We start from the raw sequence: 13,731 nt of genomic DNA, 5'->3' as shown, positions 1-13,731 counted from the left end.
TGGACCCTGTTGGGCAATTGACTTGAGTTTAACGTGGCGATGCAAAATAAGTTCCGCAAGACGGAACTTTTTTTAAACTCGGGCATTTTCCACCCGACAATTTGATAGCAGGCGCCCGCGTTATGAGTGACGAGATCAGAAAAAATCATGATATGACCACAGCCGAAACCTCACAAATCAAGCCAGGAACCATAGCTCCGAATGCTTCCATCTCGCGGAAGTTGAAGGAGTTTTATGATGCCGTGCAGGAAGAAGGCATTCCGGATCGCTTTCTCGATCTCCTCGAACGGTTGGAAGCTGCTGAAAACGCTCAAAAAACAAACGCCAAGGCGGTGGATGCAAAATGAGCGCACAGGCTGAATCCACCAAGGCAGATGCGGATGACCGCGTCTTCAAGCGAGACCTGCTCGCGTCGCTACCCAACCTGCGTGCCTTTGCCGTGTCCCTGACCGGTCGCCACGACAAGGCGGACGACCTCGTTCAGGATACGATCATGAAGGCCTGGGCGAACCAGAAAAGCTTCACGGCAGGCACCAACATGCGTGCATGGCTGTTCACCATTCTTCGCAATGAATTCTACAGCCAGATGCGCAAGCGTGGCCGCGAAGTGCAGGACAGTGACGGCCTGTTTTCCGAACGTTTTTCCGTTCACCCCGAACAATATGGCCGTCTCGACCTGCAGGACTTCCGCCAGGCGCTCGACAAGCTTCCGGAAGACCAGCGCGAAGCAATCGTGCTCGTTGGCGCTGCCGGTTTTGCCTATGAGGAAGCCGCCGAAATCTGCGGCTGCGCCGTCGGCACGATCAAGAGCCGCGTCTCGCGCGCCCGCACCCGCCTGCAGGAACTGCTCGGCGTCTCCGGCGAAAGCGACTATGGCCCGGATGCGGGTGATGCCGCAATCACGGCAAGAGCGTTTGGTAGTTGATTGCACAGCCCATCACCATCGAGAAAGGCCGCCTCCGGGCGGCTTTTTATTTGACTGACTTCTCTTTTAGAGATCAACGCGCGGCCTCTCATATGCGGCCTGCCCCTCACCCTAACCCTCTCCCCGCATGCCGGGAGAGGGGACGTGCCCTGCTGGACCTTAGAGAAGAGAGGAACGGAAACGTTGCGGCTTGCGTCCTTCTCCCCCGCCCGCGGGGAGAAGGTGCCGGCAGGCGGATGAGGGGCAGGCGGCAGACTCGAAGCTTTTCCAAAAGCTGGATCACTGAACCATCACCAACAAACAAAAAAGCCGCCCGAAATTTCCGAGCGGCCTTTCATCTCACAAACCCTGCAAAAACCTTACTCCGCCGGCGGTGGTCCCTGCCTCGATCCGCCACCCTTCGTCGCAAGGAAACCAAGGCCCCCGGCAACGGCAAGCAACATCAACGGTTTCGACTTCATCAGAAACGGCAACGCCGAAACAGCCGCGGTCATTGCAAGAGCCCGCTGGCTGTTGGCAGCCGCCTCACGCCTCTTGCGCCGCTCCTCGGCAGCGTTGAGCATCATCACGATGGCAATGATGAACAGTGCCATGACGATCATGCCGCCAGCAATGACCAGCATCGCAATAGGAAGCCCCCATCGTTCACCGAGATGAATGGCGAGTGCAGCCACGAGCAAACCGTAGGCGGTCCACAAAAACGCAGCCGCGATCCCGTAAAGGATCGCGTTGCGCCTGATCTTTCGTTTCATCGCTGCCACATCCATTGCGATGAAGGATGCGACCAGCGGCCCCAGTGCTGTCAGCATCGAGGATCAGCGGCGCGAGAGGAGCGCAAACAGGAAACCGACGCCGGCCGCAATTGCAACCGACTGAAGCGGATTGGCACGGATTTGGCCTTCGAGATCACGCTCCCAGGTCAACGCCTGATTCTTTGCGGCCTCGGCGATCTGGTAGGATGCATCACTCGCGTCGGCTGCGGCACGCTTCGCCTTGCTCTTCATCTCAGAAGCCTTTTCGTTGCCGACAGCTGCAACAGTCTTGGCCAGCGCCGCGATATCTTCACGCAGCTGCTCCAGCTGCAGTTCGATATCCTTGGTCGAAGCTGCAGAACCGGTGCGCGGAAATTCGGTCGTCGTCGTCGAGGTCGATGCTGGCATGACGGTCTCCTGTTTGATCACGTTAGTTTTGGCTGCGGGCAATGCTTTGGCTTTGCGCGAGGCACGATTTGCTGTCGCCTTTTCGGGAGCATTAGCCGCACGCTTCGGCTCGGCCTTGGACGAAGTCACGGTGGCGGATGCCTCAGCCGGCTGGGCGGATAGCTTTCTACGCGATCTCGTCGCCTTTGGCTTTTCTGCAGCGTCGTTCAATCGATAACTCCCCTACCCATGGTTCAAGGCAAGACAAAACCTGCATGCCAATGACTGCACGCGAACAACGTCAGAGGTGTGGGTTTGTTCCAATCATGAACGGCAAAAACTGAGAAAGTCTCAGCCCGCGTTGGTTTTCGGATCGAGCATGTCGCGTAGCCCGTCTCCGAGCATGTTCAGGCCTAGAACGGCAACCGCGATTGCCATGCCCGGCAGGATGGCAAGCCACGGCGCCTGGCCGAAAAACGTCTGGCTGTCTGCGAGCATCCGCCCCCAGGTCGGCGCCGGCGGCGGCATGCCGAGCCCCAAAAACGAGAGCCCGGCCTCTGTCAAAATTGCCAGACCGAGCTGGATCGTCACCTGTACGATGATCTGGTTGGAAATATTCGGCAGGATATGCACGAGCGTGATCTTCGCCTTCGATCGGCCGATCCCGACCGCCGCTGTCACATAATCCCGCGCCCAAATCTGCTTCGCCCCGGCGAGTGTGAGCCGCGCAAAGACCGGCACCATGAACACCGCAATCGCAATGATCGCCGTAAACCGGCCCGATCCGAGAAAGGCGCCGAGCATCATCGCCGACAGAATGGGCGGTACCGCAAAGATGATGTCGCAGCCGCGCATCACGATCAGCTCCAGCCACCCGCGCTGCATGGCCACGATGACGCCCACGGCCGAACCGACCATCGCACCGATCGCAACGGCCAGGAACGAGGTCGAGAGCGAATTCCACGCCCCTACCATCAGCATCGAGGCGACATCGCGGCCGAACTGATCCGTACCGAGCAACCCACCCGGCCCGAGCGGTGGCTTCAACCGCTGCACGATATTCATCTTCGACGGCAAGGACGGCGTCCAGACGAGCGAAAGAAGCGCCACGCCGACAAGCGCCAGCGTCACGACAAGCCCGATCAGCAGCACGGGACGACGAAAGATCCCGGCCATCACGTCGCCACCCGCAGTCTCGGGTCGATCACCAGATATGCGAGATCGACGAGGAAATTCATCACGATCACGAGCGCGGAAAAGAATAGCACTACGTCCTGCATCACGATGATATCGCGCTGCGACAAAGCCTGCAGTGCCAGCCGCCCCAGGCCCGGCAGGTTAAAAACGTTTTCCACCAGCACCGCGCCTGCGATCAGGAAAGTGAACTGCAACCCGATCATGGTCACGACCGGGATCAGTGCATTCGGCAGCGCATGCCGCCAGACAGCCGCCTTGTCGCTCAAACCCTTGGCTCGGGCGGTACGAACGAAATCCTCGCCCATCACGTCCAGCACCGCGCTGCGCGCCACCCGCGTCAGCACACCTGCCTGCGGCAGCGCCAGCGCAATGGCCGGCATCAGCAATGCGGCAAGTCCCACCCCAAGCCCCGCATCCCAGCCCGGAAACCCGCCGGCCGGCATCCAGCCAAGCTTGGTCGAAAACGCAATGATCAGCAGCAACCCTACCCAGAAGGCCGGCACCGCGATGGAAATATAGGAAAAGGCGCCAGCAAGATAATCGAACAATCCATTATGCCGCCGCGCCGCCGCCACGCCGAGCGGCACCGCAATCGCAACCGACATCACCACTGCCATCAAGGCTAAGGGCAGCGTCACCGCCAGCCGCTCGACGATCAGCCCTGCAACGGGAACGCCATAAGTATAAGACTGCCCGAGATCACCCTGCAGCACGCCGATAAGCCAGGCGAGATAGCGAACGACAAGCGGCTCATCCAGCCCCATCTGGGTCCTGAGCGCCGCCAAAGTCTCCGGCGTCGCCGAAGTCCCAAGCATGATCGCCGCAGGGTCACCCGGCAAAAGGTTCATGACGGTGAAGATCAGCAGGGACACGACGAGCAGCGTGACGATCAGGCTGACGATACGGCGGATAAGGATGGAGATCATGGCTTACAGCAAGCTCCCGCATAGCCCATCGCGGCCCTCTGCCTAAACCAGAAAAGGCATGAGAGAGAAACGAGGCAGGCGCAACGACCTCCAACTGATCTCCCCCCTTGTGGGGGAGATGTCACGAAAGTGACAGAGGGGGGTGAAACGTCGCTGCCCGCCATGGGATAATCAGAGATGGATGAGTTTGCCGCAACAGCCCCCCTCTGCCCTACCGGGCATCCCTCCCACAAGGGGGGAGATCGGAATGCCGCCCCGTTATGCCAGACCAAACCCCTCACTCTTCCCAATGCACCTCGGTCAGCACATTCGACGGGATCGGTTCATTCTCCCAAAGCCCCTTCAGCTTCTTGTTCCAGATCCCGAGCTTGGGCATCACGAACAGAAACAGCGCCGGCACATCATTGGCGAGAATGGTCTGCGCTTCGCCATAAAGCTTGTCCTGCTCCGAGGCATCGGTGCTTGCCTCGACCTTGGCGAGGATGGCGTTGAATTCCGGGTTCTTGTAATTGAAGTAATACGGGTCGCGCGCGTAGATATCGATATCCATCGGTTCCGCATGGGCAACAATGGTCATGTCGTAATCGGCGGCCTTCAGCACATCCGCCACCCATTTCGCCGGAAACTCGGTGGTTTCGATATTCATCGTCACGCCGATTTCGGCAAACAGCGCCTGAAGGATCTGCGACGAGCGCTGCGCATAGGCCATCTGCGGCGCCTTCATGGTGAAGGAGAAACCGTTCGGGTAACCCGCTTCCGCCAGAAGCGCCTTGGCCTTTTCGACATCATAAGGATAGACGCCGGTAAGATCCTTGTAGCCACGGTCATTCGGCGTGTAATGGCTGCCGATCGGCGTGCCGAGGCCCGACCATGCACCCTCCACAACCATCGCCCGGTCGACCGCCATCATCAGCGCCTGACGGACCTTTTTGTCGGAAAACGGCTTGCGGGAATTGTTCATGCCCGCCACGACCTTGAGCTCGGTGTTACCGATCACCGTCGCCAGCTTGTCGCTGCCCTCGAAGGAGGAAACCAGTTCCGGCGCACCGAATTCAGGAAAAGCATCGACATCGCCTGCCGTCAACGCGGCCGACTGCGCCTGCGGGTCGTTGATGAAACGGAAGGAAGCCGTCTCCAGCTTCACCGAAACATCCTTGTTCCAGTAACCGGCATTCTTCTTCAGATCGACTTTCGTACCCTTGGCCCAGCTGCTGAAAACAAAAGGCCCGGTTCCGACCGGATTGGTCTTGTTATCAGCAGCAGTCGATGGCTCCACCATCACGGCCGCCGGCCAGCCGAACCAGTAGAGCAGGCTGCCGGTCGGCTGCTTGAGTTTCAGCACCAGCGTCGAGGCATCCGGCGTCTCGATCGTGTCGATCGAGGTGAAATAACGCTTCTGCGGATTGACGCTATCAGCGCCGCGGGCGCGGTCGAGCGTGAACTTGGCGACAGAACTGTCAAAGGCCACGCCATTGTGGAATTTCACGCCCTGCCGAAGCTTGAACGTATAGGTCTTTCCATCTGGCGAAACGTCCCAGCTCTCGGCAAGCTGCGGCTGCACCTTGCCCGCCTTGTCGATCGTCGTCAGGCCTTCAAAAATGTTCTGCCATGTCACCTGCCCGATCATCACCTGCGCGCCGATCGTCGGATCGAGACCACCCGGCTCAACCGTCATGCCGATCGTCGCAGCAGTCTTGGGCGCGGCCTGCGCATAGGGTGCCGCCAAGACAATGCCAGCGCCAAGCGCCAGCCCCATCACGCCACGCCGAGAGACCTGAGACCAGGAGAAGATCGTCTGCATCGTATAAGCTCCCCGTTATTCGCTGCCTGCAGCTTTGTTAAATGCAGTCTAAGGGCATTTCGCAACTGCACACAATGCTCATTCGCGACCTTCCAAGCACTTCCGACTTTGCTGAAACACGGGGTCAGACGCGGCGAAATCCTTCGCTGGCGGTCATGAGCTGCCGTGTATAGTCAGCAGAGAACGCACGGCTTTCCAGCGCATCGGCAGTAACCGTTTCAACAACCTTGCCCGACTTCATCACCGCCAGCCTTTCGCACATATGGCTGATGACACCGAGATCGTGGCTGACCATCACGAAGGTCAGCCCGCGATCTTTTCGCGCCTGTTCCAGCAGATTGAGGATTTCCGCCTGGATCGAAGCGTCGAGCGCAGAGGTCGGCTCATCAAGCAGCAGAACCTTCGGCTCCAGGATCAGCGCCCGGGCGATTGCCACGCGCTGCCGCTGTCCGCCGGAAAGCTGGTGCGAATACCGAAACCGGAAACCCGACCCCAACCCCACCTCGTCCAGCGCCCGCATGATCCGCTGGTCGACATTGTCGAACCCGTGGATCGCCAGCGGCTCCAGGAGCAGCCGGTCCACCGTCTGGCGCGGATGCAGCGATCCGTAGGGATCCTGAAATACCATCTGCACAGTGCGATAAAAATCCTTCGACCGGCTGCGGCCCGAATAGGACTGTCCGTTGATCGAAAGCGTCCCGGCGCTGAACGTATTCAAGCCCGCCACCGCGCGCAGCAGCGTCGATTTTCCAGAGCCGCTTTCGCCGACGATGCCGAAACTCTCGCCTTCAGCCACATCGACCGACACACGGTCGAGCGCGACAAACTCGTCGAACGTGACGACCATGTCTTTGACGGAAAGAACATTCGTCGTCATAGCGCCCACTCCTTCTTGCGGTCGAGCACCGGTAGCGGATGCCGGTCGGAGCCGATTGTCGGCAGGCAATTGAGCAGGCCTTGCGTATAGGGATGCTGAGCCTTGGAAAGATCCGCCGACGGCAGTTCCTCCACCACGCGCCCCGCATACATCACAAGCACCCGGTCGCAGAAGGACGAGACGAGCCGCAAGTCGTGCGACACGAAGATCAGCCCCATGCCGCGCTCGGCCACCAGCTTGTCGAGAATGCCGAGCACTTCGAGCTGCACGGTCACGTCAAGCGCCGAGGTCGGCTCGTCAGCGATCAGCAGTTCCGGCCCGCAGATCAGCATCATCGCGATCATAACCCGCTGCCCCATGCCACCGGAAACCTCGTGCGGATAAAGCGAAAACACCCGCTCCGGATCACGGATTTGCACCGCTTCCAGCATCGCAAGCGTGCGCGCCTTCGCCTCCGCAGTCGAGATCTTTTCATGCGTCTTCAGCGTCTCGATGATCTGCCTTCCGATGGTCGAGACGGGGTTCAGCGAATATTTCGGATCTTGCAGCACCATGCCGATCCGTTTCCCCCGGATCTCCCGCCGCTCGCGGTCGGAAATGCTCAGAAGATCACGTCCGGCAAAGTTCAGCGTCTTCGCGGTAATCTTGGCATGTTTCGGCGTCAGTCCCATGATCGCCCGGCCCGTCTGCGACTTGCCGGAACCGCTTTCGCCGACAATCCCAAGCCTTTCGCGCCCGAGCGTGAAGGACACGCCGCGCACCGCCTGCACTTCACCCGTCCGCGTTGGAAAACTCACCCGCAGGTCTTCGACCGTCAGCAAGGGTGCCTCACTCATTGGCCCGCCTCCTTCGGATCGAGCGCATCGCGCAATCCATCGCCGAGCAGGTTGAAACCGAGCGAGACAATCAGGATCGCCGCACCCGGCATTGCCGCGACCCACCACTGGTCGAGAATGAAGCGGCGGCCCGACGCGATCATCGCACCCCATTCCGGCAACGGCGGCTGCGCGCCGAGGCCGAGAAAGCCGAGGCCGGCGGCGGTGAGGATGATTCCCGCCATATCGAGCGTCACACGCACGATCAGGGAGGAAAGGCAAAGCGGCATGACGTGGCGAAGGACGATGCGGAACGGCGAAGCCCCCATCAGCTTCACGGCGGAAATAAATTCCGAATTGCGAAACGTCATCGTCTCGGCGCGGGCGATACGCGCATAAGGCGGCCATGAGGTGACGGCGATGGCAAGAACCGCATTCTCAATCCCTGGGCCGAGAGCCGCCACCAGCGCCAATGCCAGAACCAGCTTCGGAAAGGCGAGAAAGATGTCGGTAATCCGCATCAGCACTGCATCCACCCAGCCACCCGCATAACCGGAAACCGTGCCGATGATAAGACCGACGGGAGCTGCGATGATCGCCACCAGCACCACGACGAACAGCGTCAGCCGCGACCCGTGGATCAGGCGCGAAAGAATATCACGCCCCTGGTCATCGGTGCCGAGCAGGTAACCCGCAGAACCCGGCGGCAGAAGCCGCGAATTGCGCAGGTCGCCCTGCACCGGGTTATGCGGCGCCAGCACATCGGCGAAGATCGCAACGAGGATCAGGAGAAGAATGATGCCGAGGCCGGCCAGCGCCAGCCGGTTGGCGGAAAACCGCCGCCAGATCACATAGGCGCGCCCAAGCCTTGCCTGATGCCGCGATGTAGGTTGTTCGGACAGGAGCCATTCGCGGCTATAGGGCTTTTCACTTGCTTGAAGAACACTCATCGGCTTCTCGTCCTCGGATCAAGCGTCCGGTAGAGAAGGTCGGACAATATGTTGATGGCAATGAACACCGCGCCGATGACGATCGTGCCGCCGAGCACGGCATTCATGTCGGCATTCTGCAGCGAGTTGGTGATGTAGAGGCCAAGCCCCGGCCAGGAGAAGATCGTCTCCGTCAGCACCGATCCTTCCAGCAGCCCCGCATAGGAAAGCGCGATCACCGTCACCAGCGGCACGGCGGCATTGCGCAGCGCATGGAACCAGATGATCCGCGTCTCCGACAGGCCTTTCGCGCGGGCAGCCACGATATATTCCTGTTGCAACTCGTTGAGCATGAAGCTCCGCGTCATCCGGCTGATGTAGGCAAGCGAGAAATAGCCGAGCAGCCCGCCCGGCAGGATGATGTGGCGGAACAGATCCCATGCCACATCCCACTGCCCCTGCCAGATCGCGTCAAACAGGAAAAAGCCCGTCTGCGGCGTGAACGTATATTCGTAAACGATGTCGATACGCCCCGGATAGGCCACCCATCCGAGTTTGGCGTAAAACAGTACCAGCGCCAGCAGGCCAAGCCAGAAGATCGGCACCGAATAACCGATCAGCCCGATCACCCGCACGATCTGGTCGGCGATCGATCCGCGCTTGACGGCGGCGAGCACACCGAGCGGCACGCCGATCAGCGCTCCGATGATCGTGCCGATCGTCGCAAGCTCGATCGTTGCGGGAAACACCCGCGCGATATCCGCCATCACGGGATTGGTGGTCAGTACCGACGTGCCGAAATCACCCGTCAGCGCCTGTTTTATGTAGATCCAGAACTGCTGGTAGAGCGGCAGATTGAGGCCAAGCTCTTCCCGAACCCGCTCCACCACGTGCGCCGGCGCACGATCGCCGACGATCGCCAGCGCCGGATCGATCGGCACCACGCGGCCAATGAAGAAGGTGACGGCCAGAAGGCCGAGAAAAGTGGTGACGACCGTGACCACGAAACGGACCACCGCCATGCCAAAGGAGGAAGCACGGCGCCGGTTGCGCCGTGTCACTGCCGTCGTATCGGTAAGCGTCAAGGAGTTCTCCTTTGAGCAACGCGAAGGATTTGGGGCGTTGCGGCACGCGGCCTTCTCCCCGTGAAACGGGGAGAAGGTGCCGGCAGGCGGATGAGGGGCAAATGCCGCGAACTCAGCGCCCGCGACTGCCCCTCATTCCCTCGCTAGCGCTCCGGACCTTCTCCCCGCAGGCGGGGAGAAGGAGGCAAGCCGCACCGTCCGAATTTCAAACCCGCCAAGCCTGCTACTTCGAAACCGGATAGACGAAGTTCGTATCGAAGCTCGGCCCAAGCTTGAAGTCTTTCAGCTTCGACGAGTAACCGGCAACTTCCGTCTGCTGGAAGATGATCACGAACGGGCTCTGGGCAAGCGCCTTCTTCTGCAGGTCCTCGTAGACTGCCGCACGCTTGGCTGCATCCTTTTCAAGCAACGCCCCCTGGGCAGCCTCTTCGATGTTCTTAGGCACATCCCAGGCATTACGCCATGCCAGCGTCTTGTTCTTGCCCTCGTCGGAATTGTCGTAGTTGATGACGAAGGTTTCGGCATTCGAGTTCGGGTCGAAATAGTCCGAACCCCACTGGCCGATATAGATGTCGTGGGTGCGGGCGCGGAATTTCGTCAGCGTCTGCTTGCCGTCGCCCGGAATGATTTCGAGCTTGATGCCGGCCTGCGCCAGTGTCTGCTGCACGCTTTCGGCAATGCCCGTCACCGGCTGCGTGTTGCGCACATCCATGGTCACGGTAAAGCCGTCCTTCAGCCCCGCCTTGGCAAGCAGTTCCTTCGCCTTGGCGACATCCAGCTTGTAAGGGTTGTCGTTCAGCGCACCGAGCTGGCCCTTCGGCAGGAAGGTCTGGTGGATTTCGCCGATACCCTTGATCAGCGTCGCGCCGATCGCGTCATAATCGACCAGATACTTGAACGCTTCCGCCACTTCGGGCTTGGCCAGCTTCTCGTTTTTCTGGTTGAGGCTGAAATAGTAGATCGTGCCCTTCGGCGCAGACGTGATCGACAGGCCTTCCTTCTTGGAAACAGCCTCCACATCGTTCGGCTCGAGGTTACGGGCGATATCGATATCGCCGTTTTCCAGTGCCAGACGCTGGCCGGAGCTTTCCTTCATGTGGCGATAGATGACGCGCTTCAGCTTCGGCTTCTCGCCGTAGTAATTCGGGTTGGCTTCCATGATGACGGCCTCATTGGCGCGCCATGCCAGCACCTTGTACGGGCCGGAACCGGCAAAACCGGTCTTCATCCACTCATTGCCGAAATCACTGTCGTATTTGTAATCGGCCGAAGGCGTCATCGCCTTGGCATGTTCCATCACCACCTTCTTGTCGACAACGGAAGCGACGGTGGCGGTCAATACGTTAAGCACGAAGCTCGGCGCATAGGCCTTGTCGACCGTGAAGGTGAACGTGTCGGGCGCGGTCGCCTTGGCCTTCTCGGCAACATTGTCGCCGGTCAGCCCGAACTGGGTCAGAAGGAAGGCCGGAGATTTGTCGAGCTTGACGGCGCGTTCGAACGAGAAGGCAACGTCTTCGGCGGTCAGCGGGTTGCCGGAGGCAAATTTGAGGTCCGGCTTCAGCTTGAACGTATAGGTCATGCCGTCGTCGGAAACAGTCCAGCTGGCCGCCAGATCACCTATGACCTTGGACGTGTCGGCCGGATCCAGCATGACCAGCTTGCTATAGGTATTGGCGGTCACTTCGGCAGTGGAAAGCTCGAAGGCTTCGCCCGGATCAATGGTGATAATGTCGTCGATCGCAAAGCCTTCGACCAGCGTATCGGCCGGCGTCGCGGCGAATGCCTGCGGTGCTGCGACCAACAGCAGCGACAACGCTGCGCTCGTGGAAAGCATTCGGACGGAAGTGCGGAAAGAGTGGAGCATGATCAGTTCCCCTGTTGTCATTTGCTCATGTCCGGCCCGCTTCGGGCCGTTATTCGTGCCAGGCTTTGCCGAGAACCCTCAACCAGTTTTCGCGGGCCAGCTTGGCCAAATCCTCGCCAGCGTATCCCGCTGTTTTTAAAGCTGCAACCAGATTTTGATTGCCCGCAGCATCACGAATTTCGACCGGTACGGTGCAGCCGTCGAAGTCCGATCCGATCGCTACATGGTCGATCCCCATCCGCTCAACCATGTAGTCCACATGGCGTATCATCTCGGAGATCGGCGTGGCCGCAATGTCCAGCCCGTCGTCGCGCAGCATGGTGACCGCATAGTTCAGGCCCACGAGCCCGCCGCTCTCCTTGATCGCGTCCATCTGCCTGTCAGTCAGGTTACGGGCGACTGGCGTCAGAGAATGTGCATTTGAATGGCTTGCGATCAGCGGTTGGTCGGAAGTCTTCGCCACATCCCAGAAACCCTGTTCTGTAATGTGCGACAGGTCGATCAGGATGCCGAGCCGGTTGCAGGCCTTGATCAGCTCGAAGCCGAGATCGGTCAGCCCCGGCCCGGTATCCGTCGTCATCGGAAAGGCGAACGGCACGCCATGGCCAAAAATGTTGTGGCGGCTCCAGACCGGCCCGAGCGAGCGAAGACCGGCCGCATGGAAGACGTCGAGATTGGCGAGGTCAGCGTCGATCGGTTCGCAGCCTTCCATGTGCAGCACGGCGGCAAATACGCCGTCCTTCATCGCCTGCCGGATATCGGCGGTGGACCGGCAGAGTTTCCAAGCCCCTGCCCGTTCCAGCCGCAGCGCGATTGCCGCCTTTTCCAGCCCTATATCCAGCGAATGTGCGTATTCGAGCGGTGCGGCAAGCGGCGTCACATAACTCCCGTCCGGTTCGGGATCCTTGAGCACCAGATCGCCGGAGGGAATGTAGATCGCGCAAAGACCACCCGCGAGACCACCCGCTCGCGCCCGCGGCGCATCGATATGGCCTTCGGGGGTACCTTTGGAGAATTCCACAACGGGATCAGCTCCCGCCTTCATGTTCCGCCAGAGCCGCAACAACACATCGTTATGGCCGTCGAACACCAGTTCCATCAAAGTCTTCCTGAAAATTTCGCTTGGGTCTTGAGGTAGGATGTGGCGATCCTAGCCAGCAATCTCATGTCCGCAAGCCGAAAATGGAACTGCCTCGTCGTGGGCGAACAAGAGTCTTTTCGCCGCGCAGACGCGCGTCGGCTGGATTCCTGTCACAAGCACAGGAATGAGGATGGGAAGGTTTCCGCCACCCCCCTATCGAAACGATGCGACGTCAAAGGAAACAGCGCTTTTGCCAGTCGACACAGGGAGCACAGCGCTAGAGAGGGTTGCCAAGCGTACCCCACATCCCCTCATTCCTGTGCTTGTCGCAGGAATCCAGCCACGCGAAGTCCTTCGCGTGAAAGAACTTTCTATCTCAGTTGATCTCAGCCAATGGCAGTTACGCAGACCAAAGCCCCTCACCGGCCTTCTCCAATATCGGCGTGCGGAAACACGAAACCACCCGCCCCTTCCAATCCGGCCCGAAATCGTCGAGCTTCTGCTCCCAGCGATCCGATTGCAGCATCGCCGCACCGATCACCACCGGCTCGACCCCGATCGACGTCATCAGCGTCAGGCCGGAAATGATCGACGTCCCACTAGAAATCACGTCGTCAATCAGCGCCACCCGCTTGCCTTCGATCAGCGGCATCATCCGCGGGTCGACGTATAGCCGTTTCTGCTGTTCAGGTGTGGTGATCGAAGACAGAGGCACGGAAAGCTCCTCGTCATACCAGAATTTCTTCGAGGTCCCGAGCGGCACGTAGCGGGCAAAACCCAGCATCCGCGCCACCGCGGCCGCAAGCGTCAGGCCCAGGGTCGGCAGACCGACGATCACTTCCGGCCGAAGCGCCGCGATCTTCGGCGCCAGATCGGCGGCTAGCGCATCCTGCAAATCAAAGCTTGCCTGATTGATGATCAGCGATGCCAGTGCATGCTGTCCATCGGCAAGCGGCCGGATCGGCAGCCTGATCTGTTCGCCGCTGTCGAGCCTTGCTGGAAAGAAACCGGAAAACGGCCCGGCCTCGTCGAACGACCGGGGAGCGTGCAGCTCCTGCCAGAATTCATGCGGCTGCATCGCTTTTCCCAACC

At 60.0% G+C, this 13,731-nt stretch carries 15 protein-coding genes; 3 read left to right on the top strand and 12 right to left on the bottom strand.

Going from position 1 to position 13,731, the window contains the following annotated elements; all coding sequences use genetic code 11:
* The first annotated feature begins 152 nt into the window (after positions 1-152).
* Both GGE33_RS01440 and GGE33_RS01435 read left to right on the top strand, forming a co-directional pair.
* Positions 153-347, top strand: a complete 195-nt coding sequence (locus tag GGE33_RS01440) for a NepR family anti-sigma factor (protein ID WP_148143174.1) — start codon at positions 153-155, stop codon at positions 345-347.
* A complete protein-coding gene (locus GGE33_RS01435; RefSeq protein ID WP_148143172.1) occupies positions 344-925 on the top strand; it encodes an RNA polymerase sigma factor in 582 nt (193 codons plus the stop codon). Before GGE33_RS01440 ends, GGE33_RS01435 begins: the two co-directional genes overlap by 4 nt.
* 359 nt (positions 926-1,284) lie before the next feature.
* Here GGE33_RS01435 and GGE33_RS01430 read toward each other — a convergent pair whose 3' ends face one another.
* Positions 1,285-1,734: a hypothetical protein gene (locus tag GGE33_RS01430; protein WP_148143171.1), complete on the bottom strand. Its 450-nt coding sequence runs from the start codon at positions 1,732-1,734 to the stop codon at positions 1,285-1,287.
* A gap of 6 nt (positions 1,735-1,740) precedes the next feature.
* A complete protein-coding gene (locus GGE33_RS01425) occupies positions 1,741-2,085 on the bottom strand; it encodes an ElaB/YgaM/YqjD family protein (protein WP_148143168.1) in 345 nt (114 codons plus the stop codon).
* On the opposite strand from GGE33_RS01425, the gene GGE33_RS01420 reads away from it, so the two are divergent.
* Positions 2,084-2,302, top strand: a complete 219-nt coding sequence (locus GGE33_RS01420) for a hypothetical protein (protein WP_183820970.1) — start codon at positions 2,084-2,086, stop codon at positions 2,300-2,302. The two genes, GGE33_RS01425 and GGE33_RS01420, sit on opposite strands and share 2 nt — an antisense overlap.
* 113 nt (positions 2,303-2,415) lie before the next feature.
* Here GGE33_RS01420 and GGE33_RS01415 read toward each other — a convergent pair whose 3' ends face one another.
* The 10 genes from GGE33_RS01415 to GGE33_RS01370 form a co-directional block, all read right to left on the bottom strand.
* Positions 2,416-3,240 carry an ABC transporter permease gene (locus GGE33_RS01415; RefSeq protein WP_183820969.1) on the bottom strand — a complete coding sequence of 275 codons (825 nt, stop codon included), beginning with the start codon at positions 3,238-3,240 and terminating at the stop codon, positions 2,416-2,418.
* On the bottom strand, positions 3,240-4,187 hold the full coding sequence (locus GGE33_RS01410; protein ID WP_183820968.1) for an ABC transporter permease: 948 nt from the start codon (positions 4,185-4,187) through the stop codon (positions 3,240-3,242). The genes GGE33_RS01415 and GGE33_RS01410 overlap by 1 nt, the downstream gene beginning before the upstream one ends.
* A 277-nt stretch (positions 4,188-4,464) precedes the next feature.
* Positions 4,465-5,988: an ABC transporter substrate-binding protein gene (locus GGE33_RS01405; RefSeq protein ID WP_183820967.1), complete on the bottom strand. Its 1,524-nt coding sequence runs from the start codon at positions 5,986-5,988 to the stop codon at positions 4,465-4,467.
* Positions 5,989-6,112: 124 nt separating this feature from the next.
* Positions 6,113-6,865 carry an ABC transporter ATP-binding protein gene (locus GGE33_RS01400; RefSeq protein WP_246435684.1) on the bottom strand — a complete coding sequence of 251 codons (753 nt, stop codon included), beginning with the start codon at positions 6,863-6,865 and terminating at the stop codon, positions 6,113-6,115.
* The gene (locus GGE33_RS01395; protein WP_183820966.1) at positions 6,862-7,701 is read right to left on the bottom strand and encodes an ABC transporter ATP-binding protein; all 840 of its coding nucleotides are present in this window, start codon (positions 7,699-7,701) and stop codon (positions 6,862-6,864) included. Before GGE33_RS01395 ends, GGE33_RS01400 begins: the two co-directional genes overlap by 4 nt.
* Positions 7,698-8,630, bottom strand: a complete 933-nt coding sequence (locus GGE33_RS01390) for an ABC transporter permease (protein ID WP_183820965.1) — start codon at positions 8,628-8,630, stop codon at positions 7,698-7,700. Before GGE33_RS01390 ends, GGE33_RS01395 begins: the two co-directional genes overlap by 4 nt.
* Entirely contained in the window at positions 8,627-9,631 is a 1,005-nt protein-coding gene (locus GGE33_RS01385; RefSeq protein ID WP_394353635.1) for an ABC transporter permease, read from the bottom strand. Before GGE33_RS01385 ends, GGE33_RS01390 begins: the two co-directional genes overlap by 4 nt.
* 286 nt (positions 9,632-9,917) lie before the next feature.
* Positions 9,918-11,558: an ABC transporter substrate-binding protein gene (locus GGE33_RS01380; RefSeq protein WP_183822236.1), complete on the bottom strand. Its 1,641-nt coding sequence runs from the start codon at positions 11,556-11,558 to the stop codon at positions 9,918-9,920.
* A gap of 49 nt (positions 11,559-11,607) precedes the next feature.
* Entirely contained in the window at positions 11,608-12,657 is a 1,050-nt protein-coding gene (locus tag GGE33_RS01375) for a dipeptidase (RefSeq protein ID WP_183820963.1), read from the bottom strand.
* Positions 12,658-13,039: 382 nt separating this feature from the next.
* Complete coding sequence (locus GGE33_RS01370; RefSeq protein WP_183820962.1) at positions 13,040-13,717, bottom strand: phosphoribosyltransferase; 678 nt, start codon at positions 13,715-13,717, stop codon at positions 13,040-13,042.
* Between the last annotated feature and the right edge of the window lie 14 nt (positions 13,718-13,731).

Source organism: Aliirhizobium cellulosilyticum (assembly GCF_014198105.1).
GTDB lineage: Bacteria > Pseudomonadota > Alphaproteobacteria > Rhizobiales > Rhizobiaceae > Neorhizobium > Neorhizobium cellulosilyticum.
Note: the sequence above shows the minus strand (reverse complement) of the source record. Positions and strands in the feature narration are given on the sequence as shown.

Bases quoted from the DNA above. Each gene is read 5' to 3' on its own strand.
- GGE33_RS01430 (WP_148143171.1), bottom strand. From the start codon at position 1,734: ATGCTGACAGCACTGGGGCCGCTGGTCGCATCCTTCATCGCAATGGAT.
- GGE33_RS01385 (WP_394353635.1), bottom strand. From the start codon at position 9,631: ATGGCGGTGGTCCGTTTCGTGGTCACGGTCGTCACCACTTTTCTCGGC.
- GGE33_RS01370 (WP_183820962.1), bottom strand. From the start codon at position 13,717: ATGCAGCCGCATGAATTCTGGCAGGAGCTGCACGCTCCCCGGTCGTTC.
- GGE33_RS01400 (WP_246435684.1), bottom strand. From the start codon at position 6,865: ATGACGACGAATGTTCTTTCCGTCAAAGACATGGTCGTCACGTTCGAC.
- GGE33_RS01375 (WP_183820963.1), bottom strand. From the start codon at position 12,657: ATGGAACTGGTGTTCGACGGCCATAACGATGTGTTGTTGCGGCTCTGG.
- GGE33_RS01405 (WP_183820967.1), bottom strand. From the start codon at position 5,988: ATGCAGACGATCTTCTCCTGGTCTCAGGTCTCTCGGCGTGGCGTGATG.
- GGE33_RS01390 (WP_183820965.1), bottom strand. From the start codon at position 8,630: ATGAGTGTTCTTCAAGCAAGTGAAAAGCCCTATAGCCGCGAATGGCTC.
- GGE33_RS01440 (WP_148143174.1), top strand. From the start codon at position 153: ATGACCACAGCCGAAACCTCACAAATCAAGCCAGGAACCATAGCTCCG.
- GGE33_RS01435 (WP_148143172.1), top strand. From the start codon at position 344: ATGAGCGCACAGGCTGAATCCACCAAGGCAGATGCGGATGACCGCGTC.
- GGE33_RS01380 (WP_183822236.1), bottom strand. From the start codon at position 11,558: ATGCTCCACTCTTTCCGCACTTCCGTCCGAATGCTTTCCACGAGCGCA.
- GGE33_RS01415 (WP_183820969.1), bottom strand. From the start codon at position 3,240: ATGGCCGGGATCTTTCGTCGTCCCGTGCTGCTGATCGGGCTTGTCGTG.
- GGE33_RS01410 (WP_183820968.1), bottom strand. From the start codon at position 4,187: ATGATCTCCATCCTTATCCGCCGTATCGTCAGCCTGATCGTCACGCTG.
- GGE33_RS01425 (WP_148143168.1), bottom strand. From the start codon at position 2,085: ATGCCAGCATCGACCTCGACGACGACGACCGAATTTCCGCGCACCGGT.
- GGE33_RS01395 (WP_183820966.1), bottom strand. From the start codon at position 7,701: ATGAGTGAGGCACCCTTGCTGACGGTCGAAGACCTGCGGGTGAGTTTT.
- GGE33_RS01420 (WP_183820970.1), top strand. From the start codon at position 2,084: ATGACGGTCTCCTGTTTGATCACGTTAGTTTTGGCTGCGGGCAATGCT.